This window comes from Novosphingobium aeonii, assembly GCF_052279045.1.
In the GTDB taxonomy this organism is placed as follows: domain Bacteria; phylum Pseudomonadota; class Alphaproteobacteria; order Sphingomonadales; family Sphingomonadaceae; genus Novosphingobium.
Window position 1 is genome coordinate 1,131,151 of sequence record NZ_CP176832.1, and the last position, 19,145, is coordinate 1,150,295.

The 19,145-nt window shown below is 63.0% G+C and carries 16 protein-coding genes; 14 read left to right on the plus strand and 2 right to left on the minus strand.

Features of this window, described 5'->3' with window-relative positions; genetic code table 11:
- On the plus strand, nt 1-1,311 hold the full coding sequence (locus tag ACLIMP_RS05670; protein WP_443478096.1) for a UDP-glucose dehydrogenase family protein: 1,311 nt from the start codon (nt 1-3) through the stop codon (nt 1,309-1,311).
- A gap of 63 nt (nt 1,312-1,374) precedes the next feature.
- Here ACLIMP_RS05670 and ACLIMP_RS05675 read toward each other — a convergent pair whose 3' ends face one another.
- A complete protein-coding gene (locus ACLIMP_RS05675; protein ID WP_443478097.1) occupies nt 1,375-2,337 on the minus strand; it encodes a PDZ domain-containing protein in 963 nt (320 codons plus the stop codon).
- Nucleotides 2,338-2,406: 69 nt separating this feature from the next.
- On the opposite strand from ACLIMP_RS05675, the gene ACLIMP_RS05680 reads away from it, so the two are divergent.
- From ACLIMP_RS05680 to ACLIMP_RS05720, 9 genes are all read left to right on the plus strand, one after another.
- Nucleotides 2,407-2,664, plus strand: coding sequence for a hypothetical protein (locus ACLIMP_RS05680; RefSeq protein ID WP_054436577.1), 258 nt, complete (start codon nt 2,407-2,409; stop codon nt 2,662-2,664).
- A 164-nt stretch (nt 2,665-2,828) separates the two neighbouring features.
- Nucleotides 2,829-4,265, plus strand: coding sequence for an O-antigen ligase family protein (locus tag ACLIMP_RS05685; protein ID WP_443478098.1), 1,437 nt, complete (start codon nt 2,829-2,831; stop codon nt 4,263-4,265).
- On the plus strand, nt 4,262-5,392 hold the full coding sequence (locus ACLIMP_RS05690; RefSeq protein ID WP_324698100.1) for a hypothetical protein: 1,131 nt from the start codon (nt 4,262-4,264) through the stop codon (nt 5,390-5,392). The genes ACLIMP_RS05685 and ACLIMP_RS05690 overlap by 4 nt, the downstream gene beginning before the upstream one ends.
- Before the next feature lie 375 nt (nt 5,393-5,767).
- Nucleotides 5,768-6,604, plus strand: a complete 837-nt coding sequence (locus tag ACLIMP_RS05695; RefSeq protein WP_443478099.1) for a polysaccharide biosynthesis/export family protein — start codon at nt 5,768-5,770, stop codon at nt 6,602-6,604.
- Nucleotides 6,605-6,657: 53 nt separating this feature from the next.
- A complete protein-coding gene (locus ACLIMP_RS05700) occupies nt 6,658-8,823 on the plus strand; it encodes a GumC family protein (RefSeq protein ID WP_054436568.1) in 2,166 nt (721 codons plus the stop codon).
- 2 nt (nt 8,824-8,825) lie between these two features.
- Complete coding sequence (locus ACLIMP_RS05705) at nt 8,826-10,136, plus strand: hypothetical protein (RefSeq protein WP_221937021.1); 1,311 nt, start codon at nt 8,826-8,828, stop codon at nt 10,134-10,136.
- 27 nt (nt 10,137-10,163) lie between these two features.
- Nucleotides 10,164-11,264 (plus strand): glycosyltransferase, encoded by a 1,101-nt coding sequence (locus ACLIMP_RS05710; protein ID WP_185998040.1) that lies wholly within the window; start codon nt 10,164-10,166, stop codon nt 11,262-11,264.
- A gap of 16 nt (nt 11,265-11,280) precedes the next feature.
- Nucleotides 11,281-12,465: a cytidylyltransferase domain-containing protein gene (locus ACLIMP_RS05715; RefSeq protein WP_443478100.1), complete on the plus strand. Its 1,185-nt coding sequence runs from the start codon at nt 11,281-11,283 to the stop codon at nt 12,463-12,465.
- On the plus strand, nt 12,465-13,457 hold the full coding sequence (locus ACLIMP_RS05720) for a hypothetical protein (RefSeq protein ID WP_324698108.1): 993 nt from the start codon (nt 12,465-12,467) through the stop codon (nt 13,455-13,457). The genes ACLIMP_RS05715 and ACLIMP_RS05720 overlap by 1 nt, the downstream gene beginning before the upstream one ends.
- On the opposite strand, the gene ACLIMP_RS05725 is transcribed toward ACLIMP_RS05720, so the two are convergent.
- On the minus strand, nt 13,424-14,695 hold the full coding sequence (locus ACLIMP_RS05725; RefSeq protein ID WP_132469404.1) for a glycosyltransferase family protein: 1,272 nt from the start codon (nt 14,693-14,695) through the stop codon (nt 13,424-13,426). The genes ACLIMP_RS05720 and ACLIMP_RS05725 overlap by 34 nt on opposite strands.
- A 32-nt stretch (nt 14,696-14,727) precedes the next feature.
- On the opposite strand from ACLIMP_RS05725, the gene ACLIMP_RS05730 reads away from it, so the two are divergent.
- From ACLIMP_RS05730 to ACLIMP_RS05745, 4 genes are all read left to right on the plus strand, one after another.
- Nucleotides 14,728-14,853: a hypothetical protein gene (locus ACLIMP_RS05730; protein ID WP_255351627.1), complete on the plus strand. Its 126-nt coding sequence runs from the start codon at nt 14,728-14,730 to the stop codon at nt 14,851-14,853.
- A gap of 357 nt (nt 14,854-15,210) precedes the next feature.
- Nucleotides 15,211-16,095 carry an N-acetylneuraminate synthase family protein gene (locus tag ACLIMP_RS05735; RefSeq protein WP_054436556.1) on the plus strand — a complete coding sequence of 295 codons (885 nt, stop codon included), beginning with the start codon at nt 15,211-15,213 and terminating at the stop codon, nt 16,093-16,095.
- A gap of 254 nt (nt 16,096-16,349) precedes the next feature.
- Nucleotides 16,350-17,606, plus strand: coding sequence for a glycosyltransferase family protein (locus ACLIMP_RS05740; RefSeq protein ID WP_324698112.1), 1,257 nt, complete (start codon nt 16,350-16,352; stop codon nt 17,604-17,606).
- On the plus strand, nt 17,599-19,134 hold the full coding sequence (locus ACLIMP_RS05745; RefSeq protein WP_185998035.1) for a lipopolysaccharide biosynthesis protein: 1,536 nt from the start codon (nt 17,599-17,601) through the stop codon (nt 19,132-19,134). The genes ACLIMP_RS05740 and ACLIMP_RS05745 overlap by 8 nt, the downstream gene beginning before the upstream one ends.
- Nucleotides 19,135-19,145: the final 11 nt, after the last annotated feature.

Sequence of the window (19,145 nt, forward strand, 5' to 3'; positions counted from 1 at the left end):
ATGAAAATTGCGATGGTTGGTTCTGGCTACGTCGGACTGGTTTCAGGCGCCTGTTTCGCCGATTTCGGTCACGACGTCGTATGCATCGACAAGGACCAATCCAAGATCGATCGCCTGCATGAATGCGTGATGCCGATCTATGAACCGGGGCTCGATGCCCTGGTCGCCAGCAATGTTAAGGCAGGGCGCCTCTCGTTCACGACGGACCTGGCCGAAGGCATCCGCGATGCCAAGGCGATCTTCATCGCCGTGGGCACGCCCTCGCGGCGCGGCGACGGCCATGCCGACTTGTCCTTCGTCTATGCGGTGGCACGCGAAATCGGCGAGCATCTCGCCAACGATGCCGTCGTCGTCACCAAGTCCACCGTGCCGGTCGGCACCGGCGACGAAGTGGAGCGCATCCTGCGGGAAAGCGGTACGACGCATCGCTTCGCCGTCGTCTCCAACCCGGAATTCCTCCGCGAAGGCGCGGCCATCGGCGATTTCAAGCGGCCCGACCGCATCGTCATCGGCGCCGAGAACGATTTCGGCCGCGAGGTCATGCGCGAAGTCTACCGCCCGCTTTTCCTCAACGAATCGCCGCTGCTGTTCACCAGCCGCCGTTCGTCCGAACTGACCAAGTATGCCGCGAATGCCTTCCTCGCGGTGAAGATCACCTTCATCAACGAGATGGCCGATCTTTGCGAGAAGGTTGGCGGCAACGTGCAGGACGTGGCGCGAGGGATCGGTCTCGATGGCCGCATCGGCTCCAAGTTCCTGCATGCCGGCCCGGGTTATGGCGGCTCGTGCTTCCCGAAGGATACGCTGGCCCTGCTCAAGACGGCGGAAGACTACGACAGCCCCGTCCGGATCGTCGAAGCCGTGGTGAAGGTGAACGATACCCGCAAGCGCGCCATGGGCCGCAAGGTGGTCGAGGCGCTCGGCGGCGCCGATGCGGCGCGCGGAAAGCGCGTCGCGCTGCTCGGCCTGACCTTCAAGCCCAACACCGACGACATGCGGGACAGTCCGTCGATCGCGGTTGCCCAGACCCTGTTCGACGCCGGGGTATCGGTCGTCGCCTTCGATCCGGAAGGCATGGAGCAGGCCCGCCCGCTGATGCCTTTCGTCGAGATGGTGGGCGATCCCTATGCCGCCATCGCTGATAGCGATGCGGTCGTCATCGTTACCGAATGGGATGCCTTCCGCGCACTCGACCTTGGCAGGGTCAAGGATCTCGCCAAGGCGCCGGTCATGGTCGATCTTCGCAATATCTACAAACCGGAAGACATGCGTTCGGCCGGCTTTACTTATCTGTCTGTCGGACGCGCCTGAATTTACTGCGAATTCGCAAGTGCGAAATGGAGCGGCGCGCAGGGTGCCGCTCCATTTCGTGTTTCAGTCGGGCTGCAGTGCGGGAATCGCCGAAACCGGGCAGCTTGCGGGCGCGGGGTGCGCCTGCATGCGGCGGATGCGTTCGGGCACGTTGCGATGGCTCGGATCGCGGAACCAGCGCAGCCAGTCGCGCTGGTTGAAGCGTCGCCAGAATTCCAGACCCTTTTCAATATCATAACCGGCGCATGATGCCAGTTCCACGCCGAGAATATCGGCGCGATCTTCCATGCTTCGGCGTTGGCCGATGCTCTTGGCATCACGGTCCAGCGCGATCACGTGGCCAAGCTCGTGCCCGGCTACGAGCGCGATCTCGTCATCCGTCTTGGTAAAGTCCACGAAGCGGGCGGTTACCGCCAGATTGTCGTCATCGGAATAGGCATCGATCCCGCCTTCGGTCTTGAGTACGAAGCGCACGCCGCAGCGCCGCAGAGGGGTTAGGCTCGCGCGGACTTCCTCGCCTTTGCGGTGCAGCAAGATCATGGCAGGATGATCGGCCGGCAGGGCCGCCAGCATCTCCTCGACACGCTCCGCCATGGTCCCCTTCGCATCGGTTGCATCGCGCAGCGTGGCCATCTGCGTGTCATCAATGGCGACGATCTCGTCAAACTCGCGGATTCCAGCCCTTTCTGCCGGGCTTCCGGCCGCGACGACCGCCACCTGCGGCAAGGCGGATAGCCCGAGGCTTGCGGTGAGCAGTGTCCGGTCGGCCTTGTTGTAACTACCTAGATCATCGATAGTCAGTCCCGTGGCGGAGGCTTCGCGGGGGCAGGTCTGACCTGCCGCCTCGTGCAATCGCCACTCCACGTTAGCCAGCCTTTTCATGACCGTGCGCAATGCAATCGGCCATGATTCGGTGTCGGCAGCAACGGCAGGGGGAACCGCAATGACAAGCATGAAACCGGCCAATGCTGCAGACGCGGCGAGTCGCTGCGCTTTCGGAACTAAGTGTTTGTGCTTGTGTTTCATTGTGCAGCGCGATATAGGGCGACAAGCCTAGTCGGTCTACAGATCGAGCAATAATAGGAGACAAAACACATGAAGTTTGGCTCTCTCGTGGCCGGTATTACGGCTGCTACGATGGTCCTCGCCCCGGTTGCTGCCCAGGCGGGCACCTCGGCTTCGGCATCGGTTGTGAAGCCGGTTTATGGCAGCCGCACCACGACTTCGGTTGACAAGAAGCAGAAGGCGACCGCTGGCGCCTACGTGCTTGGCGCTCTGGCGCTCGGCGCTGCTGGCTTTGGTCTTTACAAGGCCATCGACAATGGCAACGATAAGTCGAACGGTTCGAACTGATCGACCTGTCGACTAAATGAAAGCCTGGTCATCAACTCGTTGGTGGCCGGGTTTTTATGTATATGCAGGATCAAACATCTCGCCGACGCATCCGTAAGGCCCCTTCAAGGCACGTCAGCTCGCGTTCACGGAGAGATGTTTCTCGCCAGGGCGCGCTGAGCCAGTTGCTCGATGTCGCGGTCAGGCCAGATGCCCAGCTCTGCTTCCTTCTTGCAGCCGGAGTGCTGCTGGGTGGCGGAGGTCTCGGTGCGGCCTCGCTGAATTTCCTGATCCAGCTCGTTTCCCTGCTGATCCTCGCCGTCAACGGGCCGCGCGTGATCGAAGCGATCCGAGCCGCCCCCCGGCTGTTCTCCGTCCTCTTTGCCGCAACCGTACTGCTGCCGCTGTTGCAGCTGGTCCCGCTGCCGGCATCCATCTGGGCGCATCTGCCGGGGCGGGAGATCGTTACCCAGTCCTTGTCGCTGGTGGGCGCGCAGGACCAGAGCGCTCCGGTCTCGCTCGCGATTTATCGCACGGCCATCGCTGCCAGCGCCCTGATTCCCGCATTTGCCGCCATTGTGCTGGCCATCAATCTGAACGGTGCTCAGGCTCGCCGGGTGCTGGGCTGCGTTGCCGTGCTGGGCGGCGTGAACGTCCTGTTCGGCCTCGTGCAGCTGTCGACCGCCAACAGGGTCGGCAACTTCTACGCCAATGCCCGTCCCGACCAGCTCTACGGCACCTTCGCCAATCACAACAGCACCGGCCTTTTCCTGTGCCTGTCGCTGGTGGCGCTGGTGGCTGCATTCATCGCTCGGCCGGTGGACCGCGTACTTGCCCGGCTGATGCCGGTCGTCGCTGGTGCTCTGTTCCTGGTCGTGGCGGTCGTGCTCACGCAGTCGCGCTCGTCGATGGGTATTACCGCGCTTGCATTGATCGTTCTGGTGTTCCCGTTCTTCCGCGTCCTGCGCGTTCCGCTGGCAAAGCTCCCGCGCAAGGCGCTCGTCGCGATCGCCGGGGCTGTGCTCCTGCTGGCGGCAGTATTGGGTGCCATCGGTACGTCCACGATCGGTAATTCGCTTGGCCGGTTTTCCAGTCTCGAAGACGCGCGCGCGCTCATCTGGGAGGATGCCTTCAGCGCGGCGGGGCGTTACTGGCCGGTCGGCGCGGGCATGGGGTCTTTCGACGAGGTTTTCCAGGTCGACGAATCGCTGGAGAACATCCGCTCCGGCCGGGCGCGCCGCGCCCATAACGACTATCTCGAAATCGCGGTCGAGGCGGGTGTTTTCGGTCTCGGGCTGGTCGCCTGCTGGATGCTCTGGTTTGTTGTCCGCATCTGGAAGGGGCGGCGAGAGCCCGATGCCGCCTTGCGGTTGGGCGCCGGCGGCGTTCTGGCGTGTATCGCGCTTCAATCCGGGGTCGACTATCCGCTGCGCAACATGGCCATGATCTGCGTTGCGGCAGTGATGGCGGGGCTGCTCGCGCGGCCGGCATCGGTTCTGGAGGATTCCCCCTCGCGCATTCGTCGTTCGCGCAGGGAAATGGTTCCTGGCGTCTCGGGTGGCCCGGTCTGGCAGGCCGAGCAGCGCCCGGCGTCGGAACCCGGCCAGGATATCCCGGCGTGAAGAAGGTGCTCGGCCACACCGTGTGGATCGCAGCGCTTGCGCTGGTGGGCGTGGTTACTGCCGGCTTTCAGGCGGACTACCTCAGTCGCTACCGGTTCGGCCTTGCCGACGATATTCCCGATGCTTTCCGCTACATGTCGCTGGAGGTCAGCGGATATCAGGCGATGCAGGACCAGGGCGCCGCGGCAGCAATGCCGATCGCGCGCGAACTGGTTCGTCGCCGTCCCGTACCGTCGGAAAGCCTCTCGCTGCTCGGTGTGGCTGCATCGGCCCGGCAGGATGAAGCGCTGGCTTCCGAAGCGCTGGTCATGGCAGCCGGAAGAGGGTGGCGCGATCGTGTTGCGCAGCTCAGCATGGTCATGTTCGCCCAGTCGGCAGAAGCCCATCAGGTCGCGGCAGAGCGTGTGGCGGCGCTCTGGGGGGCGGGCGATGCAAGTGACGCCGTTTATGCGGCGACCCAGGCAGTCCTGGCCGAAGATGGATCTCGGGAGGCACTTGCTGCAATCCTCGGCAGCAATCCGCTTTGGCGAGGAGACTTCGTGAACTGGGCGGCAGGTGCCGTTGAGCCTTCGCTCTACTTGGACCTGTTACACCGTGCCCGCGCGCATGGCGCGCGTTTCGATTGCCGCAATATCCAGGGCGCCGCAGTCAGGTTGCTCCGCGGTGGTTCTGCGGAAGCTGCGGAAAAGCTCTGGTACGGATCGTGTGGGGCCGATGGCGAATCCACGAGCTTCGCATTCTCGCGGCCCGTCGGTGCAGCCAAGCGGGAAAGTCCTTTCGGCTGGAGTTATCCGAGCGATGGCGGCATCGATCGCCAGTTCGTCGATGAGGGGCGGTCGGTTGCGATCCGGTACGAGAATGGCGAGAATATGTCGCTGCCGCTCGCCTCGAGGTTCTCCGCCCTGAAGCCGGGCCCTCATGACGTCTCGGCTCGCTTCACCGGAGAGGCGCCTGCCATACGCATTGCCTGCAACAACCCCGGCAACGGCGCGGGCCTGATCATTCGCCTGCAACTCTCGGAAAGCCCTGCGCGGTTCGTGATCCCTGCGGGCACCTGTCCTGCACAGGCCGTCGATATACTGGTGCCGAGCGGGAGCGGTACTGTTTCCTCCATCGTGGTCGAGTGATCCGACCCCTTCGCCGGTCTCGGGGCCGGCGAACTTTTGTGCGGGTTCGGCGGCGAATTCCGCACTGCACAATCGTTTGTTTGACCGTGCCGACGCAAGGCTCGCACGGCACATGGTGTTTCTGCGGGGGGTATGGCTCGGGCGCATCGGCGCGCTGCATGATCTATCCCGCAGTAAAACGCGGTTTTACAATCCATTATAAGCAGGCCGCCATTCTGGGCGGCTATATTGCGCTGCACTCCAAATCGGGTTAGGCACAATTACGAACGAGACAAGCCGGGGATCACATCGAATGCAAGCAAGTCGGTCGGTGCGTTCCCGCCAGGTTTCGGCGAGGGACGGAACTCGTTTCACGTGCCGTCCGAGCATCGAGCCATGATCCTGTTCGGGACGAATGTCCTGACACGTTCCATTCCGAGGAAACCCGGAATTGTCATCCCATCAAGTAGAACGCAGCCGTCCGGGCCGGGCCAGATGGTCCACGGCCGGGCTGTCGCATGGAGACAGGCAGTGTTGCCAAGAATTCTGACGTGTGTGGCTGGCGTTGGGTTGGTCGCAGGTTGCGCCGCGCCCTACAAGGCTTCGCCCACGATCCCGGCTGCCGCCGAAGCCTACGCCATGATGAACGGCGCGGCGGAACAGGTTAAGAGCGGCCCCTATCGCATCAGCCCGGAAGATACGTTGAGCGTCAACGTGTTCTTCGAACCCGATCTTTCGGTTGCCAATGTCAAGGTCGACCCCTCGGGGCAGATCGCCCTTCCGGGCATTGGCCCGATGAAGGCCGAGGACCTGACCACGACGGAACTGGCGAACGCTATCGCAGGGTCATTGCGGGGGCGCCTGCTGCGTGACCCGCAGGTTGCCGTTTCAGTGACGAGTTCGGCACGTCAGCGTGTCGTGGTGACCGGTCAGGTCCAGAAGCCGGGCGTGTACGAGATCAGCCTCGATACCACGCTGATCGAAACGGTTGCCCGTGCGGGCGGCGAAACGGAGATCGCCAAGCTCGACGAAGTGATCGTCTTCCGCACGATCAATGGCCAGCGCATGGCGGCCCGCTTCGATGTCGCCGCACTCATGAGCGGTGAACAGCCGGATATTCCGATTCTGGGGAATGACGTGGTTGTCGTCGGCTATTCGTCGTCGCGTGCGTTCTGGCGAGACCTGAGGCAGATGGTCCCGGTCTTCGCGCTCTTCCGGCCCCTGGTGATGTGAAAAAGGTCTCGATAGAGATGAACAATCCATATCCGTCCGCACCGGAAGGGGCGATGAACATCAACGACCGCTTTGCCGGGGCATACGATGCCGCCGGCTTCGGCGGCGTCGATCTGAACCTCAATGCGATCCGCGCCGCCATTATCCGCAATCGCTGGATCCTGATCGGCACGGCCATCGCCTGCCTTCTCGTCGGCGTGCTCGTGGCCATGCTTTCCACGCCGATCTATGAGGCGAAGACCACCCTCCAGATCGAGCAGCAGGCGCCGCAGGTTCTCGGCAATTCCGGCCAGTCTTTGGACGAATCCGGCCGGGACGACAGCTATATCGAAACCCAGGTGAACCTGCTTTCCAGCCGTTCGCTGGTCGAACGGGTGGCCCGCGCGCAGAACCTCTTCCGCGATGCCACGTTCTTCACGCGGATGGACCGCGATCCCCCGACGAGCGCTCCGGGAAGCGAAGGCTGGCAGCGTGCCGTCATCGACATGCTTCAGTCCAACCTTTCGGTTGAGCTGATACCGGGCACCCGCCTCGTCGAAGTCCACTTCACCAGCCCGGACCCCAAGCTGGCGCAGATCATCGCCAACGAGTTCGGCGTCCAGTTCATCAACAGCACGCTGAAGCGTCGCTTCGACACTTCGGACTATTCCCGCAAGTTCCTTCAGGACCAGATCGAACGTACCCGGGTCCAGCTTGAACGCAGCGAACGCGCGCTCATCATTTTCGCCCAGCAGGCTGGCATCACCGAAGTTGATAGCGGTGGTTCGGGAAGTGCTGCGGGTGGATCCGGCAGCAAGTCGCTGACCGATTCGAACCTCGAAGCCATCAATGCTGCCTACGCCAAGGCTTCGACCGACCGCATCCTTGCTGAGCAGAAATGGCAACAGGCCTCGCGCTCACCGCTTCTGCAAATCCCCGATGTGCTCTCCAATTCGAGCATCCAGGGCATGATGAGCAGCCGCGGCGAGAAGGCTGCCGTCCTCCAGGGCGAAATGCAGCGCCACGCGGAGGCCTATCCCACGGTCATCAAGGCAAAGGCTGAACTCGCCGCGATCGATGCGGTGATCAACAATGCCGCGGAGCGTGTGCGCGGGTCCATCCGCGACCAGTACCAGATCGCTGTAGACCAGGAAAACAGCCTCAAGAGCAGCGTCGAGGAGATGCGCCAGAAGAGCCTGGCCGAGCAGGGACGCGGCGTGCAACTGTCGATCCTGCGCCGCGATGCCGATACCAATCGTGCGCTTTATGATGCCCTGCTGCAGCGTTATCGTGAGATCAATGCTGCTTCGGGCGTCACGATCAACAATATCTCGGTGATCGACAAGGCGGAAATTCCGCGTTCGCCGGTCTGGCCCAAGCCGCTGTTCAACGCGTTGATCGGCGCCATCATCGGCGTCGTGCTCGGTGTGCTCATCGCGCTCGTCCGTGAACGGCTTGACGACAGCATCCGCTCTCCGGACGAAGTGGAGCGCAAGTTCGGGCTTCCGCTGCTCGGGCTGCTGCCGCTTTCCAAGGCCGGCAGTGTGCGCGACGAACTCAATGATCCCGGTTCGGCGTTCTCTGAATCGATCTACTCCATTCGCACCTCGCTCCAGATGGCGACGGCGCACGGCCTGCCGCGCACGCTGGCCATGTCCAGCACGCAGCAGGGTGAAGGCAAGTCGACCACCTCCATGGCGATTGCACGGGAGATCGCACAGTCGGGCTCGCGTACGCTGCTGATCGACGCCGATTTGCGACGTCCATCGCTTCATGCGCTGTTCGACCTGAAAAACGACCAGGGGTTCTCCAACTACCTGACCGGCCAGGCTCCGTTCGACGGCCTGATCGTCCAGACCGATACGGCGAACCTGTCAGTGCTGCCCAGCGGACCGCTTCCGCTCAGCGCGCCGCGCCTGCTGACTCATGAAGTTCTCGTGCCGGCGCTTGCCGAACTCGGGAAGTATTATGACGTCATCATGCTTGACTGTCCGCCGGTCCTCGGCCTGGCCGACGCTCTTCAGCTGACCTCCTGCGTCGAGGCAACGCTGTTCGCGCACGAAGCGGGCAAGGCTAGCCAGCACCAGGCCCAGACCGCCCTGCGGCGTCTGGCCCGTGGCGGCGCGAACCTGATCGGGGTCATCCTGACCAAGTTCGACTTCGATCGCGGTGGCCATTCGTCTTACGGCTACACGCAGTATTACTATCAGTACACGGCGGGTGGAGAAGGAAAGAACTGAGCGTGGCCTCGGCAAGCATGCCTGTATCGGTGCCGGTGCCTTTTTCGCGTGGCGCCGGCAGCAACCGTAGTGCCGGAACGTGGAGTTCCCTGAGCGGCGCGCGCAAGTTCGTTGTTGCGCTCGCCGTCCTGCTGATCGTGTTCAATGTCGCGATCCCCAAGGGCGGCATCAAGGCGGGCGATCTGCCGATCACCTGGGGCTACTTGATGTTGTTCCTGCTGGTGCCCGTGGGGTTGATCGGGGCATTGCGCAGGCCGATGCCGCTTGCCCAGCCGCTTCTGCAGGTCATCCTGTTCTTCCTGCCGGTTGCCCTGCTGATCCTCGTCAAGTCCGTGGTCTACCACCTCACGTTTTCGGCGCTGGCCGTGCATGAAGTGCTGTTCTTCTTCCTCCCGGTCGGCGTCCTGGTGATCCTGGGGCCTTACCTCGAGGAAGTTCCTGCGGACATCATCGCCACCACCCTGCTGTGGTGCGTACGATTTGCCGTGATCTGGGGGATCGTGAATTTCGTCCTCTACCCGATCATCAAGGACATCATCCAGATCCCATACCTCACCGTCAACGCGGCGGATTATGGTGAGATCTACGGAAAGAACAACCGGCGCGGCATCTTGATGAAGCTGGTGTCGACCTACAACAACGGCAATATCTTCGGCGCCTGCATGGTCATGCTCGCACCGATCTATTTCCTGTTCGAGAAGCGACGCCTGTTGCTCGCCTTGTTCATCATTGCACTGGTCTGCACACTGAGCCGCACCGTGTGGTTCGGCATGGTGGGCGTCACCGGGATCATGATGCTGACCGGCCAGATCAAGGTTCGCAACCCGCGCGTCTGGATCGGTCTCGTCGTTGCGGGCGGCCTGCTGATCATGCTGCTGCCGCTGATGGGGTGGACGCCGGAAAAGCTCGTCGATTCCAATCTCGGCGGGCGTGTGAAGACCTTCACGAATTTCGAAATGACCGTCCTGGGCGGCAAGACGCTGATGATTCCTGAAGTGATCTATTTCGGCTTCCTGAATTCATTCGGCCTCGTCGGCACCTTTTTCGCCGTCTGTGCATTCGCGGCCGGGCCGGTCTTCGGCTTCCTGCATCTGAAGTCGCTTTCGCCCCTGCGCAGGGCCGCTACCGCAGGCGCGCTGGGCTATGTCGTTCTCGCGGCGATCGACGGGTGCTTCGTATTCCCGCCGGTGCTCGCGCAGTTCTTTTTCGTGACGAGCCTGATCTATCGCCGTGGGTTGAGGCCGGAGCGGAAGTCCTTCTCGCTCGACAACGGGGTGAGGCAGTCATATCCCGCTCGCTCCGGGCTTTCCTGAGCCGGCGGGATCGGTCTTCGCGCACCCATGAAAGTCCTTCACGTCACACAGAAGCTGCCGGGTGGCCCGGCGAGCTATCTCGGCGAACTGCTTCCCTATCAGCGCGCGGCTCTGGGCGATGCGAATGTGTCGCTCGTCGCCTGCGGGGATGAGCTTGGGCACTTGCCCGGGTTTCCGCGATCCTCTGTCCATGCTTTCGACAGTTCGGGGCGTGGGCCGGTTGCGCTTCTGGGGTTCATGCGGACGGCGATGTCCGCGCTTCTTGCCGAGCGGCCCACTGTCGTTCATCTCCACAGCACGTTTCCGGGATTGCTGCGCCTTCCCATCGCCGCGCTGCCGGCATCGCGGCGCCCGGCCGTCGTCTACTGCTCGCATGGCTGGGCCTTCAACATGGACAGCGCGAACTGGAAGCGGGGCTGCTATGCGGGCGTCGAGCGCCTGCTGGCGCCGCTCGGCCAGCGTACCATCGCGATTTCCGATTTCGAACGGCGGTCCGCCCTGTCCCGCGGCATTCGCGCAGAGAACATGGTGGTCGTCGAGAACGGCGTGAGCGCGGCGCCGCCGGAGTTGCTCCTGCCCGCCGCAGACATGCGATCCGACGTCCTCAATCTTCTTTTCATCGGCCGTCTCGATGAGCAGAAGGGCTTCGACGTGCTCGAAGCGGCGATGGCCACGCTGGTGGACCGGCCGGTGCATCTCCACGTCATTGGCGACCGCGTGGTCTCCAACGGGCAAAGCCTGGTCTCCAGCCTGCCCAACGTCACCCATTACGGTTGGCGGGACCGCAGCCAGGTGCCGGGCTTCATCGAGAAGGCCGACGTGGTCGTCATGCCCTCGCGTTGGGAGGGCTTCGGCCTGGTGGCGATCGAGGCGATGCGGCAGGGGCGGCCGGTTCTGGCCAGCCGGGTCGATGCGCTTCCCGAAGTCGTCGGCGAGGCGGGCATGCTCGTGCGCCCGGGCGACCCCGAGGCGTTGTCCTACGCCATTTCGCGGCTCGACCGTGCCGAATTGAAAATGCTGGGCGAAAAGGCCCGGCTCCGTTTCCAGGAGCGCTTCACCAGCGAGCGCATGAATGCCGAAATCCTGCGTTGCTATCATGAGGCGCTTGGCGCCCGGCGCAGGGCCTGACCAAGGAGCAGAACCTATGCAGACGCTAGCCATTATCCCCGCTCGGGGCGGCTCCAAGGGAATCCCGCGCAAGAACGTGCTTCCGCTGCTCGACAAGCCGCTGATCGCACACACGATCCACGCCGCCCTGCTGGCGGAAAGCGTCGATCGGGTGGTCGTCTCCACGGATGACGAGGAGATCGCCTCGGTTTCGCGCGCCTATGGTGCCGAAGTCATCATGCGGCCGCCTGAACTCGCCTCCGACATGGCGAAGTCGGAAGACGCGCTGCTGCACGTGCTGGATCACCTCGATCAGACGGAAGGCTACCGGCCCGACCTTCTGGTGTTCCTGCAATGCACGTCACCGCTCACCAGCAGCGGGGATATCGACGGAACGGTCGGCAAGCTCATCGAGGAGCAGGCCGATACCGCATTGTCGGTCGTGCCGTTCCACTATTTCCTGTGGCACGGCGATGAGCAGTCCGGCGCCGATGGTGTGAATCACGATAAGTCCTTCCGCCTCATGCGGCAACAGCGTATGCCCGAGTTCGTTGAGACCGGCTCGGTCTATGTCATGAAGGTGCCGCAGTTCCGGGACGTTCAATTCCGGTTCTTCGGTCGCACCGCGATGCACGAGATCCCGGTCGAGCATTGGCAGGAGATCGATGAGCCTGCCGATTTCCGCATCGCCGAGGATCGTATTCGCCGCTTGCGCCGCGATGCCGTGGGTGCGGGCCTGCCGGCCCGGGTCCGGGCGCTCATCATGGACTTCGACGGTGTCCATACCGATGACCGTGTGCTCGTTTCGACATCCGGCGAAGAAGCGGTTTCCTGTTCGCGTTCGGACGGGATGGGGATCGAACTGCTGCGCAAGGCAGGCCTTGCCATGACGGTGATCTCCAAGGAGCAGAACAAGGTCGTCGCCGCGCGCTGCGCCAAGCTGCAGATCGAATGCACGCACGGGGTCGAGACCAAGCTTCCGCTCATGCTGCGCTGGCTGGCGCAGAAGGGCATTGCACCGGAAGAGGCAGTTTATGTCGGCAACGACGTGAACGACCTCGAATGCATGGCGGCGGTGGGATGCTCGGTTGCCCCGGCCGATGCGCATCCGCGCGCGCTTGCGGCGGCGGGGATCGTGCTTGAGCGCTCCGGTGGCAGGGGCGCGCTGCGGGAACTGGCGGAACTGCTGCTCGACAAGGGCTGTGTGGAGGCTGCCCAGTAATGACGGTCACCGCCGTCCTGCCGCGTTCATCACTGCATCTGGCACTGCTCGATGCGAACGATCCACGGATCGACCATGTGCTCTACCGGGACAGCCATCTGCGCGAGGATATCGAGCGGCGCTACCCCGGTAAGGCGGTCTATCTCGGCAGGGAAGGGCGGCTGCCTCGCAATCCCCGGGGCGCCATGCGGCAGATCGCGGAAAACCGGGCCTATTACGGCCGGGTCCGCGAAATGCTCGAACCCTTGGGGATTGAACGGCTCATCCTGTTCCTGGAAGGCGAGCCGCTGGAGCGGATGATCGCGGACTGGTTCGAAGGCCCGATCGAACTCTGGGAAGAAGGCCTTTCCCATTACATCGATCTGACCAGCCCGCTCTGGTACGCGGCGCGCGGTGCGGCGCAGATCGTATCCGGTTTCTACCCGAGAGGGGCGCTGCGCCGCCGCGCGGATCGCGGCCGGATGATCGTGCGCGACCGTTTCGAGCGGCGCAATCTCGCGTGGGACTATCCGGTTCTCGCCGCGCCCGAGGATGCCGTGCTGTTCATCGGTTCGCCGCTGGTCGACGACGGAATACTGACGCGCGACCAGCTTGCCGACGGGCTGGCGCAAGTCGCGCGGATTGCCGGCGTGCCGCTCCATTACCTGCCGCATCCGCGTGAGGACAGGTCGGGGCTGCTCCCTATGCTGGCGGGTATCGACAATGTCGCGATGGCGCCCGATCCGCATGGATTGACCCGCCATGTGACGCAGCACGGCTACCGGGCCTTCGTCGCCCCGGTCTCCACCGCGCTGCTCGATCTCGGAGCTTTCGACAACAGTCTGTTCGTGCCCGCGCTCTTCGGCGAAAAGCGCATGGATCAGGCCCTGCGCTCGTGGTCGGCCAATCCGGTGAAGGTCGCGGCCGACGTGAACGAGGCCGCGGCGTTCCTGTCATCGCGGAAGGCCGCACCCCTCCATCAGCTCCGGGCGGAAGCCTCGCCCGCAGGCTGAGCCTGCTGCTCGATCAGCCAGCGGGCGACCGTGGCCGTCCCGGTACCTTCGAGAGGGCCGAGTTCCGCGCGGATCAGCGCTTCCACATCCACTCTGTCGTCGCCTTCCAGATGGGCCGTGAGCGCGGTGACGACATCGTCTGGCTGGTCGGCGACGGCAAAACCCACTTCGGTCATCGCCAGGGCCTTGGCGGCTTCTCCCTGCTGGGCGAAGGCGGTGGGCGCGAGCCGCGCCACGATCACCGGGATGGCGCAGGCTGCCGCTTCCAGCAATGCCGAAGAGTAGAACCCCACCACAGAGTCGCAGTCTATGAAGTGATCGTATAGCGGCCCCTCGGCCATCTCGCTGGCGATGCCGTGCTCTGCCATCAACCGGGCCATCCGTTCCCGTTCCGCCTGTTCGGTTCGGGGATGAAGGCGCAGGCCGACAACGAGGTCTCGGCCGCGCGAGAATGCTGCGAGGCCCTGTGCGAGCATGGTCTCGGCGCGGTCTACCTCCTGCCGCGAAACTTTGCCGTCACTGCGGAATGGTTGGTGCAGCCACAGAACCCGGATCGGCTTCGCGGCAGTGTCGCGGTGTTCTTGCCGTGCGCGGGCGGTGGCGGCGATCCGATCGAATCGCGGCGAGCCGACCACACGGATCTTGTCGGCATCGACACCGCGCCGGACAAGCTCATCCGCGCGGCCTTGGGCCGTGATGAACAGGCGATCGAAATCCTGCCCTGTAAGGTCGCGCCGGGGGACGAGTCCGGCCTGGTGCAGGATGCGGGCGAGCGTTCCGCGCAGCCCGCGTCTGGCTTCAGCCCTCTCGCGTCCATTGAGGGGCAGGCTGAACGGCCCTTCGTCGATCATGGCGATCCTGATGCCCAGGGCGGCGGCGGCCTTGAGCAGGGCCTGCTCCGGGAAGCCCCAGCAATGCGAGAGCAGCAGGACGCGGGTGCCGCGGCGGGTGAGTTCGGACTCGAAATAGCGCTGCATCCGCGCGAAGGCGCGCGTGCCGCCGGAGACCGCTACGTTCGGTCCCGCAGTCTTGAACCATGCGCGAATTCCGACGTCGCGCGGGGTCGGCTTGATGACTTCGCCCTCCGCATCCTCGTAGCGGGCGGTGCCGCGCAGGTCGAAGGCCGACATGTCGAAGACCGTCAGCGCCATCGAAGGCGCCATCTCGCGGACTTCACGTGCCAGCAGCTTCAGCGTCTCCGGATGTGATCCGCTGGCGCCGGCGAGGGCAATTGTCATTCAATCATTCCTTCCAACGGGATCGAGGCGGCGTGCGCATCGAAATCAAACTGCTCGCAGATGCAATAGGCGCGGCGATTCAGTTGAAGAAGCCCTTGCAGCATCCGATCCGCCGAAAGGCGCTATTGGAAAGGCAGGGCGATTCCTCCGGCCGTTAGGTATTGATGATGGCTGTTTTTCCCTGTTTTGCGTCATACCTGTGCGGTTTTCGATGGGTATTTTAATGAAGCTGCAAACGCCTCTCATGACGACGTGACGTGCAGCAATTGAGACGGGAGAAGAGCGATGCTGCAGGTCAACGCCGGGCTTTACCGGGCGAAAAGTTCTTAATTCCACCTAAATTTGAGCAGACCTAATCGGCAGAAATAGGCGATATTAAATGGAGTTGTTGTGATTTACTGTTATCTGGTTGTCTCGAAAGGGGATTGTGCGTCGCACAAAAATGGATTTGCGCCTAGGTATGTTCCCTGATAGACCTTTTTGGGTAATCATATCGCTCAAAGAAGGGCTATTTCATGAGTGTGAAGATCATCGCCGAGGTTGGTTGCAACCATAAGGGAGATATGGAAATCGCCAAGGAGCACATCCGGATCGCGGCGGTTTACGCCAAGGCCGATGTGGTCAAGTTCCAGAAGCGCACCAATCGCGAACTTCTCACCGAAGAGCAGTACAATGCGCCGCACCCGAACCCCGCGAATTCTTACGGCGACACTTACGGTGCTCACCGCGAATACCTCGAGTTCACGCCCGAGCAGCACCGCGAGCTGATGGAAGAGTGCAAGCGCAACGGCATCGAGTACTCGACCTCTGTATGGGACGTGACCTCGGCCCGCGAAATCGCCGCGCTGAACCCCTCGCTCATCAAGGTTCCCTCGGCCTGCAACCTGCACTTCGAAATGCTCGAAGTTCTCGCCAACGAATACTCGGGTGAAATCCACCTGTCGTTCGGCATGACCACGCAGGACGAAGAAGAAAAGATCGTCCAGTTCTTCGAACAGCACGGCCGTGCGAAGGACGTGGTGATCTATTCGTGCACTTCGGGCTACCCGGTGGCCTTCGAGGACATCTGCCTCGGTGAAATCACCCGCCTGATCGAATCCTTCGGCGATCGCGTGAAGTCGATCGGCTTCTCGGGCCATCACCTCGGCATCGCCGCCGACATTGCCGCGCTGGCTCTCGGCGCGGAGTGGGTGGAACGCCACTTCACGCTCGACCGCACCTGGAAGGGCACCGACCACGCCGCCTCGCTCGAGCCGGACGGCCTTCGCCGCCTCTGCCGCGACCTCAAGGCCGTGGAAAAGTCGCTGGCCACCAAGTCGACGGAAGTTCTCCCCGTCGAGCAGGTCCAGCGCGACAAGCTCAAGTGGCGCCCGCGCCCGAAGCCCGCTGCAGCGGCCTGAGCTTAGCCAGCTAGAAAGATGGGCGGCGCCTTCGCGGGGGCCGCCCATTTTCGTGAGCGGCACTGCTTCTCGCTCGCGGGGAGCACGAGCCAGGCCCGACGCACGCTGATGTCTCCTCGGCACTGCGTCATCGGCCTTGCTACCAGGGCCAATCTATCTCTTCATTGCCTCGGCTCGTGTTCAAGCTGTTTCGCGTTCGGGACAGCGTCGAACCCGAGCCTGTCGCGGTGGTGCCAAGCGGAATGGATGTGAAGTTGTCTGACAAGACCAGCGGTCCGACCATCTGGTTTCTCGTCGTTGCGGGTTCGGCCAGCACGACTCTGGCGCTCGTCGCCAAACGCATATTGCATGACCATCCCCATGCCAGAATTGTCGCGATCGACAGTGAGGCGTTCAACACCCAGACGCGGTCGAAGGTTGTCTGGGATGCACCGGGCGAAGTCCTGCGATTGGCTCCCGAAGACCTCGGGCTCATCAACTTCTCCAAACGGCGGGCGCTGCCCGGCCGGGTGAACCTCCTGCTGAATGGCGGCCAGTTCGCTTTCGACAGGCTGGTCCGGCGGATTGAGAAGGATCTGGCGCATGTCAGGCCCGATCTCGTCGTGACCTGCAACGACACGTTCTATGCGCAGCGCGCGTTCCTCAGCGCGGCGCGCAAAATGGGTGCGGATACGGTGCTGGTCCAGGAAGGGCCGTTCACGATCGTGCGTTCCAAGGAAGCCGGGCCGCGTCCTGGGCTGATCCCGAAGATGGCTCTCGCCGCGCGCAAGCTGGGCCTGATCCCGCCGACGATGCCTTATGGCGCTTACGGTCATTCGATGGTCCTGGCCACTTCGCAGGACTATGCGGGCCGCTTCGTGGCGGCAGGCGTCGCGCCGCACACCATCCGGTTTATCGGCGTGCCCCGGTTCGATCCGCTGCTCCAGATCGCGCGAAGCCGATCCGACCCGCCGCGCGTCATCTATGTGTTCCAGCCATTCGTTGCGCAGGGGCGAGTGGCGGGAAGCGCCGCCAGGGCAACGCTGGCCGAGATGGCGAAGGGTTTTGCAATCGCTTACGAGCGAATGCCTTTCACACTCGTGACGAGGCCGCATCCCCGCAGCGACCATGAAACCTTCGGGCATTTCGAAGGCTGTCTCACGATCCCCTACTCGCGTTCGGCCGGAGGGCCGCTGGACGAGGAAGTGGCCGGTGCCTCGTGCAGCGTCGGGCACTACTCGATCGGTCTGCTGGAAAGTCTTATGATGGGCGTGCCGGTCGTCAGCATGCCCATCCCGATCGAGGCGTTTACGGAGCGGCTCGAGGGCGAAAAGCAGCTCTGGTTCGATGAAGCTGGCGTGCCTTATGCTCGAACGGCCGATGAATTCGCTGAACTGTTGATCGACGCATTGACACACGGCGTACCTTCCACGACCGACGTCACTGCCGAAACCGGCCCGATGGACGGCAAGGCGACCGACAGGGCCGCCGAGGCAATCGCAAAGCTGCTGAAAGATCGATCCGATGGCTAAGACGGCGTTGCATCACAGGATGCTGATCTATCTCGGCCTGGGCTCGTTGCAGAGTGCGCTATCGCTGATCCTCCTGCCGGCCTACGCCCATATCCTGCCCGTCAGCGAGTTCGGCCTGCTGGCGCTTGTGCTCTCGCTCGAGCAACTTTTCCTGTTGCTCATGGACTGCGGGCTGTCCGGCGGTGCGGTCAGGACATATCACGACAAGGCACGCCAGGACCTGCCTTTCATGACCGGCCCGGTCCTGATCGGTTACTTCCAGCGCTTGTCGCTGGGAATATCCTTCGCGGCGATGTTCGTTCTTGCCGGCGTGCTCCTTGTTCTGGACCAGTTCTTCCCTCAGCCGGAACTCGTTGTCTCTGCTTTTGCCATTACCGTCGTTTCCGCATGGCTGCAGCGCATCAACACTTTCGCGGCGACGACCTATCGCGCTCAGGAAGATGCCCGCTCCTTCGCGGTTCTTGCGCTGGCCCGAATGATCGGCCTGACGACGCTGACGTTGCTCCTGATCTTCGTGTTCAAGGTCGGCTTGCTGGGAATCCTTGCCTCGCGGATCGTGATTTTCGGCGGGACCGCACTGTACGAATCGCGCAACGCCTGGAAGCTGCGCCTCACGGGTGAAGAGCACCGCCGGACCAAGGAATTCGTGCGGGATTCGGTCAAACGCTTTTCCGTTCCCATGCTTCCTTTCGATCTTCTCGCCTGGGGCCGCAGTCGTGGCAACCGGTTGGCGGTTGCCGGCGCCTTCAACCTGACGGCTCTCGGTATCTGGAATGCCGCAGCGGCGCCGGGACAGATTCTCACGCTGGTGGGGCAATCGTTCAATCGCGGATTCGAGCCGTTCTTCTACCGCAAGGCCAATGAGGAAACCGCCGAGGCCGAGGCTGTCGTTCGTGACATGGGCGCAGGCTATCTCGTGGTTCAGGCCGTTCTGGCGCTCGGCGTCATCGCGGTGATGCCGGAAGTGTTCCGCATCCTGTTCCCCAAGGATTACCACAGCGCCAGCCTCTATGCTCCGCTTGCCCTTACGGCTGCCTTTGTCGAGGCGACGCAGAGCCTTTCGATCCGCGCGCTGTTCGCGTTCGGGGCGGTCAGGCTGGTTCCCGTAGTGCTTGCCGTCGCGACCGGATTGGGGCTTTCCACGATGGCCCTGCTGGCGCACCTGTTCGGCCTGACGGGCGCCATGGCGGGACAAGTGATGATGTCCGTCTACGGGTCTGTCTTCGCGTGGTTCCTTGTGAAGCGTCTCCACCACACGCGCTTCTTCCCCTCCAGGGCCGCGATCATGCTCACGACGGTCGTTACCGGCGCCAGTCTCCTGCCGTTCGCGATGCCGGAGTTCTGGATGAGCGCCGCAAGCATTCCGGTAAGGGGCCTGATCTTCGGCGGGGCCATTGTCGGCATCGCCTGGCTCTTCGCATTGCGGCACCCGGAATTTGTCCTGCTGGTCCGGGAAAGGATAAATCAGGACAAGGGCAAGATAATCCGGCGTGGGGGAGGGGCGACCTCCACCGGGCCGCAAGGCTGACGCCCGGAATC